At 60.9% G+C, this 16331-nt stretch carries 14 protein-coding genes; 5 read left to right on the forward strand and 9 right to left on the reverse strand.

Features of this window, described 5'->3' with window-relative positions; all coding sequences use genetic code 11:
* The first annotated feature begins 229 nt into the window (after window positions 1-229).
* Window positions 230-1651, forward strand: a complete 1422-nt coding sequence (gene leuC / locus J2W17_RS11520) for a 3-isopropylmalate dehydratase large subunit (RefSeq protein ID WP_307333661.1) — start codon at window positions 230-232, stop codon at window positions 1649-1651.
* Window positions 1652-1654: 3 nt separating this feature from the next.
* Window positions 1655-2263 (forward strand): 3-isopropylmalate dehydratase small subunit, encoded by a 609-nt coding sequence (gene leuD / locus J2W17_RS11525; protein ID WP_307333663.1) that lies wholly within the window; start codon window positions 1655-1657, stop codon window positions 2261-2263.
* Between the two features lie 153 nt (window positions 2264-2416).
* Here leuD and J2W17_RS11535 read toward each other — a convergent pair whose 3' ends face one another.
* Window positions 2417-3334, reverse strand: coding sequence for a LysR substrate-binding domain-containing protein (locus J2W17_RS11535; protein WP_307333665.1), 918 nt, complete (start codon window positions 3332-3334; stop codon window positions 2417-2419).
* A gap of 132 nt (window positions 3335-3466) precedes the next feature.
* Between J2W17_RS11535 and J2W17_RS11540 the strand changes: the two genes are divergently transcribed.
* The 3 genes from J2W17_RS11540 to J2W17_RS11550 all read left to right on the forward strand — a co-directional run bounded on the left by J2W17_RS11540 (window position 3467) and on the right by J2W17_RS11550 (window position 7242).
* Window positions 3467-4813, forward strand: a complete 1347-nt coding sequence (locus J2W17_RS11540) for a 2-hydroxycarboxylate transporter family protein (RefSeq protein WP_307333667.1) — start codon at window positions 3467-3469, stop codon at window positions 4811-4813.
* A 214-nt stretch (window positions 4814-5027) separates the two neighbouring features.
* Entirely contained in the window at window positions 5028-6212 is a 1185-nt protein-coding gene (locus tag J2W17_RS11545; protein ID WP_307333669.1) for a serine hydrolase domain-containing protein, read from the forward strand.
* Window positions 6213-6318: 106 nt separating this feature from the next.
* The gene (locus J2W17_RS11550; protein WP_307333671.1) at window positions 6319-7242 is read left to right on the forward strand and encodes a transporter; all 924 of its coding nucleotides are present in this window, start codon (window positions 6319-6321) and stop codon (window positions 7240-7242) included.
* Window positions 7243-7329: 87 nt separating this feature from the next.
* Here J2W17_RS11550 and J2W17_RS11555 read toward each other — a convergent pair whose 3' ends face one another.
* From J2W17_RS11555 to tssF, 8 genes are all read right to left on the reverse strand, one after another.
* Window positions 7330-8358, reverse strand: coding sequence for an AraC family transcriptional regulator (locus J2W17_RS11555; RefSeq protein ID WP_307333673.1), 1029 nt, complete (start codon window positions 8356-8358; stop codon window positions 7330-7332).
* Between the two features lie 400 nt (window positions 8359-8758).
* Window positions 8759-10162 (reverse strand): MFS transporter, encoded by a 1404-nt coding sequence (locus J2W17_RS11560; RefSeq protein ID WP_307333675.1) that lies wholly within the window; start codon window positions 10160-10162, stop codon window positions 8759-8761.
* Between the two features lie 445 nt (window positions 10163-10607).
* On the reverse strand, window positions 10608-11282 hold the full coding sequence (locus J2W17_RS11565; protein WP_307333677.1) for a phosphoribosyltransferase: 675 nt from the start codon (window positions 11280-11282) through the stop codon (window positions 10608-10610).
* 113 nt (window positions 11283-11395) lie between these two features.
* Window positions 11396-12514: an OmpA family protein gene (locus J2W17_RS11570; protein WP_307333679.1), complete on the reverse strand. Its 1119-nt coding sequence runs from the start codon at window positions 12512-12514 to the stop codon at window positions 11396-11398.
* Window positions 12515-12529: 15 nt separating this feature from the next.
* A complete protein-coding gene (gene tssE, locus J2W17_RS11575) occupies window positions 12530-12976 on the reverse strand; it encodes a type VI secretion system baseplate subunit TssE (RefSeq protein WP_307333681.1) in 447 nt (148 codons plus the stop codon).
* A 4-nt stretch (window positions 12977-12980) separates the two neighbouring features.
* Entirely contained in the window at window positions 12981-13517 is a 537-nt protein-coding gene (tssJ, locus tag J2W17_RS11580) for a type VI secretion system lipoprotein TssJ (RefSeq protein WP_307333683.1), read from the reverse strand.
* Window positions 13498-14595: a type VI secretion system baseplate subunit TssG gene (gene tssG, locus J2W17_RS11585; protein ID WP_307333685.1), complete on the reverse strand. Its 1098-nt coding sequence runs from the start codon at window positions 14593-14595 to the stop codon at window positions 13498-13500. The genes tssJ and tssG overlap by 20 nt, the downstream gene beginning before the upstream one ends.
* Window positions 14559-16328 carry a type VI secretion system baseplate subunit TssF gene (gene tssF, locus J2W17_RS11590; protein ID WP_307333688.1) on the reverse strand — a complete coding sequence of 590 codons (1770 nt, stop codon included), beginning with the start codon at window positions 16326-16328 and terminating at the stop codon, window positions 14559-14561. The genes tssG and tssF overlap by 37 nt, the downstream gene beginning before the upstream one ends.
* Between the last annotated feature and the right edge of the window lie 3 nt (window positions 16329-16331).

The following is a 16331-nucleotide window of genomic DNA, read 5'->3' on the forward strand; positions in this document are numbered from 1 at the left end:
CACATTCAGCATCTGCGGCAAATGACACACCGTCATCGCGGCAAGCCCGCTCACAGCAAGCGCCCTCGCCACAGGTGATCGCTCGCCTCCCCTTCTTCGCGCCACTCATTATTCACAATTCGTGCGCAACGCCATCACTTTATAGCTCTTGATGCAGATTTCGCGATGAATATGCTGTCGTTAAGTTGCATCCCGTGATCTCGCACAATACGAATAATGAGCCCACCCCATGAACAGCCCCAGAACGCTCTATCAGAAACACATCGATAGCCACACCGTTTGTTCCCTCGACGACCAGGGCCATGTGCTGCTGTACATCGACCGTCAGGTCGCCAACGAATACACCAGCCCGCAAGCGTTCAGCGGCATGCGCGAAGCCGAGCGCAAGGTCTGGCGCCCGGCCGCCACTCTGGCAGTGATCGATCATGTGAACCCCACCTCCCCGACGCGCATTGCCACGATGCCGGATGCCGGTGGCGCCCGACAGGTTTCGTATTTCGAAGAAAACTGCCGTGACTTCGGCATCGAGCTGTTCGACGTGCTCGACAAGCGACAGGGCATCGAACACGTCGTGGCCCCGGAGCAAGGATTTATCTTGCCGGGCATGGTGGTTGCCGCAGGCGACAGTCACACCACGACTTACGGGGCGTTGGGCGCCTTCGGTTTCGGTATCGGCACCTCTGAAATCGAACACTTGCTGGCCTCGCAAACCCTGGTCTACAAGCGCCTGAAATCCCTGCGCGTCACGGTGAACGGCGTGCTCGCCAACGGTGTGACCTCCAAGGACATCATCATGGCGCTGATCGAAAAGATCGGTGCGTCGGGTGCCACGGGTTACGCGATTGAATTCGCCGGGCCGGCAATCGATGCCCTCAGTGTCGAGGCCAGGATGACCATCTGCAACATGGCCGTGGAGGCCGGCGCCCGCGGCGCGTTCATGGCGCCGGACGAGAAGGTTTTTGCCTACCTGCAATCCAAACCCCGCGTGCCCCAAGGTGAAATGTGGGAACAGGCCGTCGGCAAATGGCGCGCGTTGCACAGTGACGCAGGCGCCCTTTTCGATCGCGAAGTCACCCTCGATGTCGACGCCCTGGAACCGATGGTGACCTGGGGCACCAGCCCCGATCAGGCGGCGCCGATAGGCGGGCATGTGCCCGATCCGGCCACCGAACCCGACCTCATTCTGCGCCAGGGCATGCAGCGCGCCCTGCATTACATGGGCCTGGAGCCCGGCATGCCGCTCAACGATGTGGTGATCAGCCATGCGTTCATCGGCTCTTGCACCAATGCCCGGATCGAAGACTTGCGTGACGTGGCGCGGGTGGTGCGCGGCAAGCGTGTGGCGGCCCATGTGCGGGCGATGATCGTTCCCGGCTCGACCCTGGTGCGTGACCAGGCCGAAGACGAGGGGCTGGCAAAGATTTTCCTCGATGCCGGTTTCGAATGGCGGCAATCGGGTTGCTCGATGTGCCTGGCCATGAATGACGACGTGCTTGCCCCGGGCGATCGCTGTGCGTCGAGTACCAATCGCAACTTTGAAGGCCGCCAGGGCGCCGGTGCGCGTACCCATCTGATGAGCCCGGCGATGGTCGCCGCGGCGGCGATTACCGGTCACCTGACTGACGTTCGATCATTCGCCCTGGAGGCTTGAAGCATGCAACCTTTCACTACGGTCACCGGCAGTGCAGCGCCGTTTCTGGCGTCCAACATCGACACCGACGTCATCATGCCCAAGCAGTTCCTCAAGGGGATCGACCGCAAGGGGCTGGACCGGGGCCTGTTCTTCGACCTGCGGCTCCTGGAATCCGGCGAGCCCAACCCTGAATTCATCCTCAATCAACCGGCCTGGCGCGACGCCGCGTTCCTGGTGGTGGGGCCCAACTTTGGCTGCGGTTCAAGCCGTGAGCACGCGGTCTGGGGCTTGAAGCAAGTGGGGATCAGGGCACTGATCGGCACCAGCTTTGCCGGCATCTTCTATGACAATTGCCAGCGTAACGGGGTGTTGGCGATTCAGCTGTCCGAGACTCGGTTGCAACAAATCGCGGAGGTGATCAGCGATCCGCGGACCGCGGCGATCAGCATCGACCTGCCCGAGCAAAACATCCGCCTGGCCGATGGTACGGTGATCCCGTTCGAGATCGATGAACTGCGCAAGCAATCGCTGCTGCTCGGTCTGGATGCCATCGGCACCACGCTGCAGCGTGCCGAGCAGATCCGCGGTTTCGAATCCCGGCACCTGACTGAAAATCCCTGGTTACGATAACTTGTAGGAGCAAGCTTGCTCGCGATGGTCGTCAACGATAGCGCTGGAAACCTGACACTCCGCGGCGCTCTCCGGTTCATCGCAGGCAAGCCAGCTCCTACAGGTAATCGGTGCGTACTCAAATCCCGAGGCAAGTTCTGCATCGCCAGGGCTTCACTCGACGGACAGCTCGCGAAAATACTCCTCCAGAAACTCAACACACACCCGCAACTTGGCAGACTGGCTGAGCCGCGTCGGATACACCGCCCATACATTGGCGCTCTGGGTGTATTGGTGCAGCACTTGCACCAGGCGCCCCTGCTCCAGCATCGGCTTGACGTCCCACATCGAGCGCAGCAACACCCCGCCACCGCTCAATGCCCACTCCAGCACGATCTCGCCATTGTTGGAGGACAAGGGCCCGCTGACCCGCACCGATTCCTGCTGCCCGTCTTTCGTCAGCTCCCAGACCCCGAAGGCGTTATTGCGCTCCTTGAGCACCAGGCAATCATGGTCTTTCAATTCATCCAGCGACTGCGGCACGCCGCGCCGCGCCAGGTATTCGGGCGTGGCACAGAGCACCCGCCGATTGCTCACCAGTTTGCGGCCCAGGTGCTGGCCCGGCAGGTCATCGCCAACGCGGATTTCCAGATCGAATCCTTCGCTGACGATATCGACCACGCGATCAAACACGTCCAGGCGCATTTCCAGTTTCGGGTAGGTTTGCGACAGCTTGCAGATGGCCGGCGCGACATGATTGCGGCCGAAACCGAAGCTGCTGCAGATGTGCAGCGAGCCGCTTGGCTGGTGCCGCGCCTCGGCGATTTCCCCGAGGAAATCGTCAAGATCGCCCAGCAGCTTCTCGGCCCACACCCGCACCCGTTCACCATCGTCGGTCAACGCGATGCGCCGGGTGGTGCGGTGCAGCAAGCGCGTCGCGAGCGTGGTTTCCAGCACCGAGATGCGTTTGCTGATGTAGGCCGGTGAGAAACCCAGCTCCTCCGCGGCGCTGGCGAAGCCATTTTTGCGGACCACCGTCAGGAACACCTTCAGGTCTTCGGGCAGGGGAAATTGATCACGATTCGTGTTCATACGCCTCATACTTACGCGGTTTATCTCATAATTCGCGAAGGATACCATCGTTCTACCGACGAGTGATCCGTCACCGGTCAGCCGTGCGTTTCCTTGAATCCTCGATAAAAACAAGCATGAGGAATGAGCCCCATGAATAAGTCTTATGAGCAGCCCCTGAACCTCGATGAAGTCCGTGATGGCGGGTTTCGTCAGCGCCTGCGCAACCTGTGTGCCTATGAAATAGGCGTGGTCCCGCTACCGATATTTCTTGGCATCGCCCTGATTGTTTTTCTCTCGGCCCACCTCGGTTTCCTGCCGAAAAACATGATCGGCGGCCTTGCCGTGATCATGACCATGGGCGTGTTTTTCGGCCAGATGGGGCAACGCCTGCCCATCCTCAAGGAAATCGGCGGTGGCGCCATCCTGTGCCTGATGCTGCCTTCGGTGCTGGTGTTCTTCGGCTTCTTCGGCCCCGCCACGATCGATGCGACCAAGATGCTGATGAAGGAGGCGAACTTTTTATACTTTGTGATTGCGAGCCTGGTGGTGGGCAGCATTCTCGGGATGAGCCGTTTCATTCTGGTCCAGGGCATGATCCGGATGTTCATCCCTTTGCTCGTCGGCACCCTGGCCGCCGTGGGCAGCGGGCTGATCGTGGGCAAACTGGTGGGCTACAGCTTCTACCACACCTTCTTTTTCATCATTGTGCCAATCATTGGCGGCGGCATTGGTGAAGGGATCCTGCCGCTGTCGCTGGCCTACTCGGCCATCCTCGGCGGGACGCCGGATATCTACGTTGCGCAATTGGCGCCGGCTGCGGTGGTCGGCAACATCGCCGCAATCATTTGCGCCGGTTATCTGGCCCGGCTGGCGCTCAAGCGTCCACACCTCAATGGCGAAGGTTCGCTGATCCGGGTCAAGGCCGAGAACGATAAATTCCAGGTCAAGGAAGACACCGGCTCGGTGGTCGACTTCCGGATCATGGGTGCCGGGGTGCTGGTGATCTGCGCGTTCTTCATCCTCGGCGGTCTGCTGGAAAAAGTCGTGGGCATTCCCGGCCCGGTGATGATGATTCTCGCGGCCGTGCTGTTCAAGTACATGCGGGTGCTGCCGGAAAAGCTGGAGAAAGGCGCCAACACCTTCTACAAGCTGGTGTCCGCGGCCTTCATCTGGCCGGTCATGATCGGCCTGGGCATGCTCTATGTCCCGCTCGACAGCGTGGTCAAAGTGTTCTCGCTCGGCTATGTGCTGGTCTGTGTATCAGTGGTGGTTTCGATGACGGTTGCCGGCTTCTTTATCGGCAACCTGATGAAGATGTACCCCATCGAATCGGCCATCGTCACTTGCTGCCACAGCGGCCTGGGCGGCACCGGAGATGTGGCGATCCTGTCGGCGTCCAACCGCATGTCGCTGATGCCGTTCGCGCAGATCTCCACGCGCATCGGTGGTGCTTCGACGGTGATTCTGGCAACGATTTTGCTCGGGATCTTTGCCTGAGCCGTTTTTTCGCTTCGCCTCACCCGCCCGCTATTTAAATAAGTGCCTGATTCCGACACCCTCTGCTGGCAACCGACAGACGCCCTGATTGCATGTTCTTACTCTCCACTGGCCACGACGACAGCGCTTCACGTCGGGCCAGCCAGTCCTACCACTGCACACCTCGCCATGAGCGCCAGCCGGTCCATGGAGGGGTGTAGGGAGAATAAGAATAATGAATACAGGTCTTACTTCGTCACTCAACCACGTGCTCGATACCGTCACCGCTGGACCGCTGCGCGTGCCTGGCGTGGTCGCCGCCATCACCGGGCGTGACGGCCTGGTCTATGAAGGCGCTTCGGGCCAACGCACACTCGGTCAAGTCGGGGAAATGACCACCGACAGCGTCTTCGCGATGTTTTCCACGACGAAAGCGATAACCGCCACGGCGGTGCTGCAGTTGGTCGAGGAAGGTCGACTGGATCTCGATGCGCCCGCCAGGGACTACCTGCCGATGATCGGCGAACGGCAGGTACTCGAGGGCTTCGACAGCGACGGCAGCCCTCGCCTGCGCCCGCCGAAAAACCCCATCACCACCCGCATGCTGCTGCTTCATACCGCAGGCTTTGGTTATGAGTTCTTCAACGAAGACTACAACCGACTGGCCCGGGAACAGGGACTGCCCGGCATCATCAGCGCGTCTTTGGCGTCGCTGCAAACACCCCTGCTGTTCGAGCCCGGAGAACAGTGGGAATACGGCTCCAGCCTGGATTGGGCCGGCTTGGTAGTGGAGGCCATTACCGGACAGCGCCTGGGCGAAGTCATGCAGCAGCGTATCTTCGAGCCGCTGGGCATGACCGATACCGCCTTTACCATGACCCCGTCGATGCTCCAGCGGCGAGCTTGCCTGCACCAGCGTGAAGTGGATGGATCGCTGAGCGTACTCGAGGATTTCATCCTGCCGCAGGATCCCGAAGTGCATATGGGAGGCCATGGCCTGTATTCGACCGTGCAGGATTATTGTCGGTTTATCCGTGCCTGGCTGAACGATGGACAAGGCGATCATGGGCGGATCCTGCGACCGGAGACGATTCGCCTGGCGGAAACAAACGGCCTCGACAACCTGAAGATCAAAGCCCTGCCCGGCGTTATCCCGAGCCTCACCAACACCGTGGAATTCTTCCCGGGCATGCCCAAGTCCTGGGGGCTGAGTTTCATGATCAATGACGAGGATGCGCACACCGGTCGCCCGGCGGGCTCTCTGGCCTGGGCTGGCCTGGCCAATCTGTTCTATTGGATCGATCGCAAGAACGGCATCGGTGGTTTCTGGGCCACCCAGATACTGCCGTTCGCCGATCCCATCTCGGTCTCTGGCTATCTGGGTTTCGAAACGGCTGCCTACCGCTATCTGACCCGCTGAGCCATTCACTGACGCCGTTCAGTTCCCATGTGAGCCCTGGGGCTCCAGGCGATGGCGCACGAACACTCTCCCTCCACAAAAACAACAAAAACAAAACAGGTGACTCATGGAGATCTCCACAGATACCCCTGCGCGCGTTCGGCCCTTGACACGCGTGCCTGGCACTTCAATTTTCGGCGCCGGCCTGGCGCTGGCGGCCCTGGCGGGCAACGCCCACGCCATCGATGTGGACGCCGGCGAATACACCGCGGCGCTTCCAGCCGGCAGCACTATCGGCCTGCTTTACCTGCAGGATACGCAGCGGCGCTCGCTATACAGTGACGGGCACAAGGTGCCGATCAAGGCCGCTCTCGACTCCGAGATCGGCATCTTGCGCGTCGCGCATTACCAGACCTTGGGTGACTATACGATCAACACCCAGTTCCTGTTGCCCTTCGGCCGCCTGGAAGGCAAACGCGACAACGACGCCCTGGGACAAGCCGATGGCGTCGGCGATCTGATCCTGGCGAGCACCCTGTGGCTGGTGAATGACCCGGCGAAAAACCGTTACTGGGGCATTGCCCCCTACCTGTACGTGCCGACCGGCCACTATGACCGCAACGATGCGCTGAACCTGGGGGAAAACCGCTGGAAGCTGACGTTGCAAACGGGCTATGTCACCGGCCTCACTGAAAGGTTGTCCCTGGACCTCACCGCGGATGTGACGCTGTTCGACAAGAATGACGACCTAACCAGCCAAGGCCTGACGTTGCGCCAGAAGCCACTATGGCAAGCCCAGACCTACCTCAGATACGCGGTAACGCCAAAGCTGTCGGTGCACGTGGGAGCCTCACGACTCTGGGGTGGAGAGACCCGCATCGACGGCCAGGACCAGAACGATGAACCCGACACCGGCAAGTACCGGGTTGGCTCGTCCTACTGGATAACCCCCACCTTCCAGGCCCTGCTCAATTACGGCCAGGACGTATCGGTCGACAACGGTTTCAAGGAACAGCAGCGGGTCAACCTGCGATTGTTGTGGTTGTTCTGACCCGAGACGAATAACCGGCTTTTTTTTGGGGCACCGAGCGGGTGGGATGGACGCCACTTGCGGTGCCCTTTTTTTTTGCGTCACAGGCTAGCGCAGACGGCGATGCAAGGTGTGCGAAGGCAGTTCACCGAACCGCCTGCGATAGATCCCGGCAAATTCCCCCAGGTTCAGATACCCCCATCGAGAGGCGATGACCGCCACCGTCGTGCCCGAATGCGGATCGGTCGCCAACAAATCCCGACGAGCCCCCTGCAACCGCTGCTCGCGCAAGAATGCACCGGGGGTCATGCCGCGAAACCGCGAAAAGGCACCACTCAATGACCGCACACTGGTCCCGACCGCGCCGGCCACCTCTGCGAGCGTCGGCAGGTTCGCGGCATTGGCACTCATGAACTCTTCGGCAGCCCTGACATAACGCGGAGCGATACGGTTCATCGGACTGCTCAGATCAAGCCCCGCCCGTGCGGCGCGGCTAGCCCATTCCTGCAGCAAGTGCACGCAAAGATTATGCTCCAGGTGCGCGCCCATGCGCCCTTCGGCCATGTGCCCGGGAGCCTCGGCCACACAGCGAACGCTGTACTCGAGCAGACTCAACCAACTCGAACCGACCCCGCCGATGACGCACTTGTGTTGCCAGAACCGGTCATCGGGGACGAACCCGAACCACTGCTGCGCCATCCGCTCCAGCACGGCATGGGGAATGGTCAGATTCAGCTGCAGGTGATCCGGGTCCAGGTCGATCCGGTAATCGACCCGGCTGCAATTGGCAATAAAGGATTCGCCCACCGCGGTATCTTCAGTGACCGAACGCTGCGCCCAGTGCCGGGCATTGCCGCGAACGGTCGTGAGCAGCAGCGCGTTCCCGGCATCGGGGGAAAAATCGTCGATGCTGACCGCCACGCCATAGGCAAACCGCGTCAGCGTCAGTTCGCCGATCCTCGATGAGTGCATGCTGGCGTGCGGCTTGATGGCCTGCCCTACCGGACATACCCGATAGGGCATATAGACGCGATCCGACCAGTGGCTGATTTCATCCCACTCAGTGGAAAAATTCTTGTGATGCTGCTGTATCGGCTTGCCGCTGACATCGGTTAACAACGCCTGCTCAAGAAGCATAGAGGCACCTGATCTTGTTTTTTTGTCGGGCTGATGCGTGCGCTGGTGCAAGATCATCCGGTGCCTGTGCTTACTCGTAAAGGGCTTTTTTGGTTATTCATCCAGGCTCGGTGGCGAGCCCCATCGAGCGATTATGGGTTCACCTTCGGCGTGAGCAGAAAATGTGCCAGTGCCGGAACCAGGATCAGCGCGCCGACCATGTTCCAGATGAACATCCTTTGCCTCAATACCGGGGCACGCCATGGCGCAACTGTGGACGACGGCCGCCCATCCGACGCTCGCTTGCTGGCGGTTGTCGATCATTTGGTCGCGCAAATCAAGTTCGTAGCTTAGTCGACAGGCATTAAAAAATGAGGCGCCGTTTTCACTGCGCCCCATCAGTGCCAAGCCAATCGACCCTCTACAGATCGGTGATTTCCTTATGCCGCGGCACCAGCACTTTCATCACGCTCCACGCCACCAGGTAGGCCAACGCACAGATGGCAAACATGATCATGTAGCCGGTATGGATATCGTTGACCGTTTTGTAATAGTCGAACACCCAGCCGCCTAACTTGGTCATCGCGACGCCGCCCAGGCCGCCCGCCATACCACCAATGCCAACCACCGACGCGATGGATTTTTGCGGGAACATGTCGGACACGGTCGTGAAGATATTGCACGACCACGCCTGGTGCGCGGAGGCGCCCACGCCGATCAGCAGCACCGGCACCCAGAAACTGATGTAACCCAATGGCTGCGCCAGCAACACCAGCAGCGGGAAGAGTGCGATCACCAGCATGGCTTTCATGCGACCGTCATAGGGCGCGTCGCCGCGGGCCATGAAATAGCTCGGGAACCAGCCACCACCGATGCTGCCCACCATGGTCATGGTGTACAACACCGCCAGCGGCAGCACGATGGCCTGGCCCTTCATGCCGTATTGCGCCGACAGGTAGGTCGGCAGCCAGAACAGGAAGAACCACCACACGCCGTCGGTCATGAATTTGCCAAAGGCAAAGGCCCAGGTCTGGCGGTAGGTCAGCAGCTTGAACCAGGATACTTTTTTTGCGGTGGCGCCCGAGTGCGTACTCTCTACGGCCTGTGCGCCCTGGTCGCTGCGGATATAAGCCAGTTCCTGCGCCGACAGGCGTTTTTGCTGATCCGGTTTCTGGTACAGCGCAATCCACACCGCCACCCAGACGAAGCCCAGCGCGCCGATCACGATGAACGCCGCTTCCCAGCCCCACAGGGCGGCAATCAGCGGCACGCAGATCGGTGCCAGGATCGCGCCCACATTGGCCCCGGAATTGAAGATACCGGTGGCGAAGGAGCGCTCCTTCTTCGGGAAGTATTCGGCGGTGGCCTTGATCGCGATCGGGAAGTTGCCCGCCTCGCCGATCGCCAGCACTGCGCGCGACAGCATGAAGCCGGCAATCGAGACCGGGATGACGGCAAGGCCCAACGCGCTGCTCAGGGCGCCGATCCCCTCACCCATCGGCACCGCAAAGGCGTGCATGATCGCACCGGTCGACCAGATGCCGATCGCTACGATATAGGCGGTCTTGGTGCCGATCTTGTCGACCACCCGGCCGGCGAACAGCATGGAAATCGCGTACACAAACTGAAAGACGGAGGCGATGTTGGCGTAGTCGGTATTGCTCCAGCCAAATTGCGTCGACAGATCCGGCGCCAACAGACTCAGTACCTGGCGGTCCAGGTAGTTGACCGTGGTGGCGAAGAACAGCAGCGCGCAAATGGTCCAGCGGTATTTGCCGACGGCCTGGCCGACTCGTTGCGGGATGAGGGGCTCGTTCAGATTCATAGCATCACTTTATTGTTGGATTATGCTGATGATTTCTCGTTTCAGGCGAGATCAATCGGGTCGCGGAGCAGTGCCAGAACGATGCAACAGGCCGGCTGCATGGCGAGGGAAGCAGCCAGGGTTCGAACCATTGAAGGTGAAATGCAGGAGGATGGGTAAGCGGGCTGGATTCATGGGCGGGTCGACACTTTTTTATTTTTAGAAGATGAACAGTCGAATGATCGTCTGTCGTCGTACAACTGTGCTTTTTATATCGAGATCAGGCCCCGGCTGTCAATCTGAATAAAACGCCGCTCGTCTCAAAGATTTCCCGTTTAAAGGGCAATTTCGTGCAGAGCGCGGTGGGCTGTATGGGCGGATAACCCTGTATTTTGTAAAGGGGATGCCAAGGAAGATCCATACAGCGTTGTACGACGACACTGCCTCGACCAGAACGGGTCCGTGGTTACTCGATGCCCGTCTCTCGCTGCCAGGCCTGTTGCAACAGCTTGATCACTTCTGCATCGGACGTCTGGGAAAAATCCATGTACCAATGGCCGAGCGACATGAACCAATCCGGGACGACCGGACAGATCAGCTCATCCACTTCACGGCGCAATGCCTCCACCGTCTCGATCGGAGCGACCGGCACGGCGACCACGATGCGCGACGGTGCCTGCAAACGCACCGCCTGGATCGCCGCCATCATCGAGGCGCCTGTCGCCAGGCCATCGTCGATCAGGATCACCACCTGGTCCTTGAGCCGCACTGGCGCGCGGGCTCCCCGATAAGCCTGCTCACGCCGCAACAACTCCCGGGTTTCCCGTGCGACCACGCCATCGAACGTGGCCTGATCAATCGGGTGAGCCCGCAGCGCATAGTCATTGAGGATCTGGATGCCGCCGCTGGCAATGGCGCCCAGGGCAAACTCCTCGTTGGAGGGAGCGCCCAGCTTGCGCACCAGCATCAGGTCCAGCCGAACCTCCAGGGCCGTGGCCACTTCATAGGCTACCGGCACCCCGCCCCGGGGCAAGGCGAGGACGATGACATCGGGTCTATGCGCGTATTGGAGCAGCGGCTCCACCAGACGTCGACCGGCGGCCGCGCGGTCCTGCAAGATGAGTGGCGATGAGGGACTCATTTGAATGCCTCCTCAGGCGATCACGCCTGTTGGTTCACATCAAGGTCGTCTCATCGATTGTCGGTCTGATGGTGGTGGGCATCAAGCTCGGTCTTGAAATCCTCGTCCCTTTTTCAGCTGCCACAGGCTCCTTCTTGCGGCACCAGGTGGATATCGACACGTCGGTTGGCCGCGCGTCCGGACTCGGTGTCATTGCCGGTGACCGGCTGGCTCGCCGCGAGCCCCTGGACAGCAAAACAACTGTCCGGGAGGTCGCCCATGCGTTGCATCCAGTCACGCACGGCAGAGGCGCGGGCGCGTGACAGCGCAAGGTTCTGCCCGGCATCGCCCGTGGCGTCGGAATGCCCGGCGATGACGATCAACCAGCCTGGCCGGGCCTTGATGCCGGCCAGGCCATTGATCAGCATTTTGGTCGAGCCAGAGTTGAGCTCGGCGCTGCCGGCATCGAACAGCATCAGACTGTCCAGCTGCACGGGCTCGGCAGGCGAGCGATCGCTGTCCTGGCCTGCCAGCCATCGCTGCCACCCCAGCCAGCTGGCCAAGGCGATGGCAGTCGCCAAGGCGAACAGCCAAAGGGCCATTCGATGTCTCTTTGTCATCGTATCTGCAATCCTCGCATAGGGCATGGGAGGGGGCGGCAGTATCACAATCGGCATCACGAATGCCGGTTCAGGATCTCTCGTCGACAAGTGCAAGGTTGGGTCCGAAGCCGAGCTTTGCTGCAAACGTCGCATCAGGTTATCGACCTGCTGGCGCAGAGCCTGCAGCGTGACCATCGGCGCTTGAGCCTGAGCGTCCAATCGCTGGCTCAAACGGCTCAGCTCCGTGTCCAGATGAACCAGTGCCGACAAGCTCCGGGTATCCAGCGCCAGGCTGCGCAGCAAGGGCTGCAATTGGGCGAACAGCCAGCTCAGGCTATCCAGGCGCATCGACTCCACTGGCGGCCACAGGTGCGGACATTCGCAGCTCAGCGCCTCGATCAAGGCCAGCCCTTGCACCATGCCTGGCAGACCATGGCGCTGGCTGCGCGCCAGCGCGTAGGAGACCGCGGTTTGCAAATCCGCCCCGTTGCTCTGGAACAAGCTCAGGCACAACTGCTCGACCTTGGCCCAGTTCACGTCCGGACACGCCGGGTGGCTCAATTTGGCCAGTTCATCACGCAACGCCATGAACTCGCCGAAGCCGCGCGGATCGCCGCCCGCGCGTATACGCATCTCAAATAACGCCGTCATCGCGCTTCCATTCCGTTACAGGTTCATGGCCGACAGGTAGTTCTGCCGCTTCAGATGACGCACCAGCACCCGCCCCCCGGGCACCAGGGTGGTACCGAACGTTACCCGCTGCCCCGCTTTGAGCTGCACGTCCAGGGCGTATTCCAGATGGCCCGGTTGCACCTGCGGCAACACTTCGATATTCACCGCTGCCAGGCGCGGTTCGTACTTGAGCAAGGTTTCGCCCATGCTTCTCATCAGGTCATGTGCCGCGCCCGGCAACCCCTGCAGGATCAGGCCCATGTCCGGCAGGCCGAAATCCGGCAGATGACTGAGCGTGCCCGCCCGGCTGTTGAGGATGCGTTGCAGGTTGTCCAGTACCGACAGGGTGTGCTGGTCCGCTTCGGCGACGCGATGCAGGTCCAGCTCGCCGTCGAAATTCTGCAGCAGCATTTCGTAGAGCGAAGGGTTGAATTCGGTCATCGGTTTAGTCCTGGGCCAGCGGGCGCAAATTCAGCAAGTTGTCCGCCAGCTCGATGACCCGGGCCCGGTCCGGGTCCAGGTCATCACGGGTCAACGTCAGCCGCCACGTCTTCAGTTGGTTGTCGGGTTGGCGGAACAACGCGACCACCGCGACCGAGCGCGCGTTACTGTCCAGGGGCACGCTCAGTTGCGCCCCCTCCCCCGGCTTGACCACCACGGTCCGCTTGTCCAGCAGATCCGCGCTCAGCAGCCGGTCGTCCTGGCTCAGCAAACTGTCGTAGGTGGCCTTCTCCAGCACCTTGCTGTCGCTGAGTTGGTACACCCGGACCAGCGTGGTAACCGACAATGCATTCATGTCTGCGCCATCAATGTTCAGTGATGCCCGGCCACTGAAATCCAGGTGCAGGGTTTTCACCTGCTTGTAGAAAATCGAGCTCGCGGCGGAGGTGGTGCTGTCCGTCACTGACTGGGTCACCCCACAGCCGGCGAGCCATGCACCCAGCGCAACGACCATCGATGATTTAAAAACCGTACGCGACATGGTGTATCTCTCTGTCCTGGGAATTTTTCGAAAGACCCTGGTATCGACCTGGATTGAGGGTGATGGTGTCGTGCGCCCCGACTTGCAAGGCGTCACTGCCCAGGCCCAGCACAGCGGTCATGCCCAGCCGTACCGAGGCTCGCCCCAGCACTGGCGTCGGCAGGTTGCGCAGCGGTAGCGACAATTGCAGCTTCGCGGTACAACGCCAGCCCAGGTACACACGCAGCAGCACCAGCAAGTCGCTGTGCAACTGGCCCCCCGGCAGCCAGCCACGGGCCTCGTCTTCATCCTCGGTGAACAGCGCCAGGTGCAGTTGACTGTTGGCGTCATGCCCTACACTGCCCAGGGGCGTGCCCTGGGACAGACTCACCGGGCGACGGCTGCACAGACTCGCCGGCTGCGCCAAGGGAATTTTCTGCGGCCAATGGGGTGTCACCCGTACCCGGGTTTCGGGAGCCAGCAGCTTGACCAGCGCGATGATGCCTTCGGCGTTGCGGGTGGGCAGGCGCATCACGCTCAGCAGCGCGAGGAAGCGCGACACCGGCGTGGCGATCTGCCGGGCGGTGCCGGGAATGCCCAGGCCGATCAACCCCAGCAGGCATTGCGAAGTGGCATCGGTGCCGCCCGCCTCGAACGTGGCCGGATAGGAGTACTTGCGCCAGATGCGGTAGAACTGGGTGAAGATCCGGTGATTGAAGATATCGAGGAAGGCTTCCACTGCCTCATGCCCTTCGCGACGCTGGGCGATATCGTCGAGAAACGCCGTGGGCATCGGCGAGTCGACCCCGTACAACCCAAGCAGGCGTATGCGCACCGTTGCCGGGCGTTGCGGATGATGGTTACTGGTTTCGATTGCCTTCAATTCCCCGGCAGGAAATCCCATGCCAGGGTCGGGCCGAAAGCGTACCGGGTCATCCGCCGGATGCGCCGTGCTACCCAGTAGCGGAAGATCTGGCAAAGCCTGTTCCAGCAACTGGCAGAAGCGATACAGGTTGGTCTTGGCCACCCGCCCCTGCAGTATTTCCAGTAATCCACTGGCCTTCAGCCGGGAATACGTTGACTGTGGTTCTCGTTCCATCGCAGGCACTTTCCGGTAGGTTGCAGGATCAGCGTGAGCTGGTTGAACAAATGAATGTCGGCGTACAGGCTGAAGAAGCGATGGAGCATCTCGCCGAACAGGCTGATGTCGCCCTCGCCGGAAAAACCATTGGCGTCCAGGGTGACTTCGATATCCACGCCGCGCAGCAGAAAGCCTTTTTCGAAACGCTGGATCAGGTGGTGACGCACCTCGACGATCGCCGCCAGCCGACGTCGGTTCAGCTCGCTGCCCGTCCAGTCGTACAGCGCCAGGGTGCCGCGCAATACTTCGGCGTTGTCGAGCATGGGCAGGAAGTTCGAGCCCAGGTGGCTGAGCACCCGCCAGTGAAAGCGATCGCGGTTCGGCGGGTAACACGGCAAGGTCGGCGCACACAGGTTGCGCACCCGTAAGCCGGTCCGGGTGGATTGCACCAGGGTATCGAGCAAGGTGCCTTGCAGGGCCTTGCGCGGGAGTTGGCCGTGGGTGCCGGTCAGGCGCAATGACAGGCTGGCATCCTTGAATAGCAGATCTTTGTCAAAACCCCCCCCTCCCAGGATCAGCCAGGTGTCATGCAGACCATTGGCGCCACGCTTCAAACGCGTATGGAAGTAACGCTCGGGCGCCTCATCGCGCAACATGCCGCCTTTGTGGCGAAAGCTGGTGAACGGCACATAGTCCTGGCGCTCGGCACTCCTGGAAGAGGTGACCTGGTCCACCGAATAGATTTCGGTATGACCGTCCTGCAAACGCATGGGGCGAAGCAGGTAGTCGCTTTGCAACGGTGCCAGGCCAAGCGGGTCGGACTCCAGGATGAACAGATTGATCACCGGCACCGCATGCGGGCGAATGTGCGCGGCGCTCAGATTGAACGCTTGAGGCCATGGCTGGCCCAGCACCACTTCCAGTTCGAACCAGGGTGTGCCCTGGCTGATGTTCAACTGCTCCAGGCCGCAGAGGGTGACGAACATGAACTTCTCGCGAAAGGTGAAATACTCCAGCAGCAACTGATACCCGCTGAAGGCGCTGTCACCTTTTGGCCACAGACGATCCTCATCGGCGAACCCCTTGGGCACAAAATGGCCTGCCAGTAAATGACGGTCCGTTTGTCCCGGCATTCGTACGTACATCGCCTGGGTGTTGAGTGTCAGTGCCTGGTGCAGCGCGCTCGCCAAGGGCGCATCGGCATTCAAGTACAGCGGCAGGCGACTCAGGTCGATCTCGCCCCAATCGGCCATCGCGCCGCAGGCAAAGCGCAGCCGCAGCAATGAGCGTCCGTCGGGCTCATGTGCCAGGCGCACAGACTCCACGGCCAGTGGTTGCAGCATCAGGTCCTGGGTCGTGGTGTAGCGACATTGGGTACGCTGCGGGCCGATGGGCTGCGACAAGACTTCGAAGCCCGCGGCGATCCGTTCGCTGCGCTTCATCTCCTTGAGATCGGGCGCCAGCTCAACGATCGACAGCGATGGAATGGTGCGCAGGTAATGCGGCCACAGCAGACTGACCAGGCCCTCGGTGAGTTCCGGCAAGTCATCGTCGAGCTTTTCGCGCAACCGGCCCATGAGAAAGGCAAAGCCTTCGAACAGGCGCTCGACGTAGGGGTCGTGTGCGCCCGCCTTGTCCAGGTTCAGTTGCGCCGCCCGGTCCGGAAACGCTTGCGCGAACTCTTTGCCAGCCTCGCGCAGATAACGCATCTCGGCGTCGAAATACCGCAGTGTCAGATTGTCCATGCTCAAAGA

It is taken from the genome of Pseudomonas lini (assembly GCF_030812475.1).
Classification (GTDB): Bacteria; Pseudomonadota; Gammaproteobacteria; order Pseudomonadales; family Pseudomonadaceae; genus Aquipseudomonas; species Aquipseudomonas lini_A.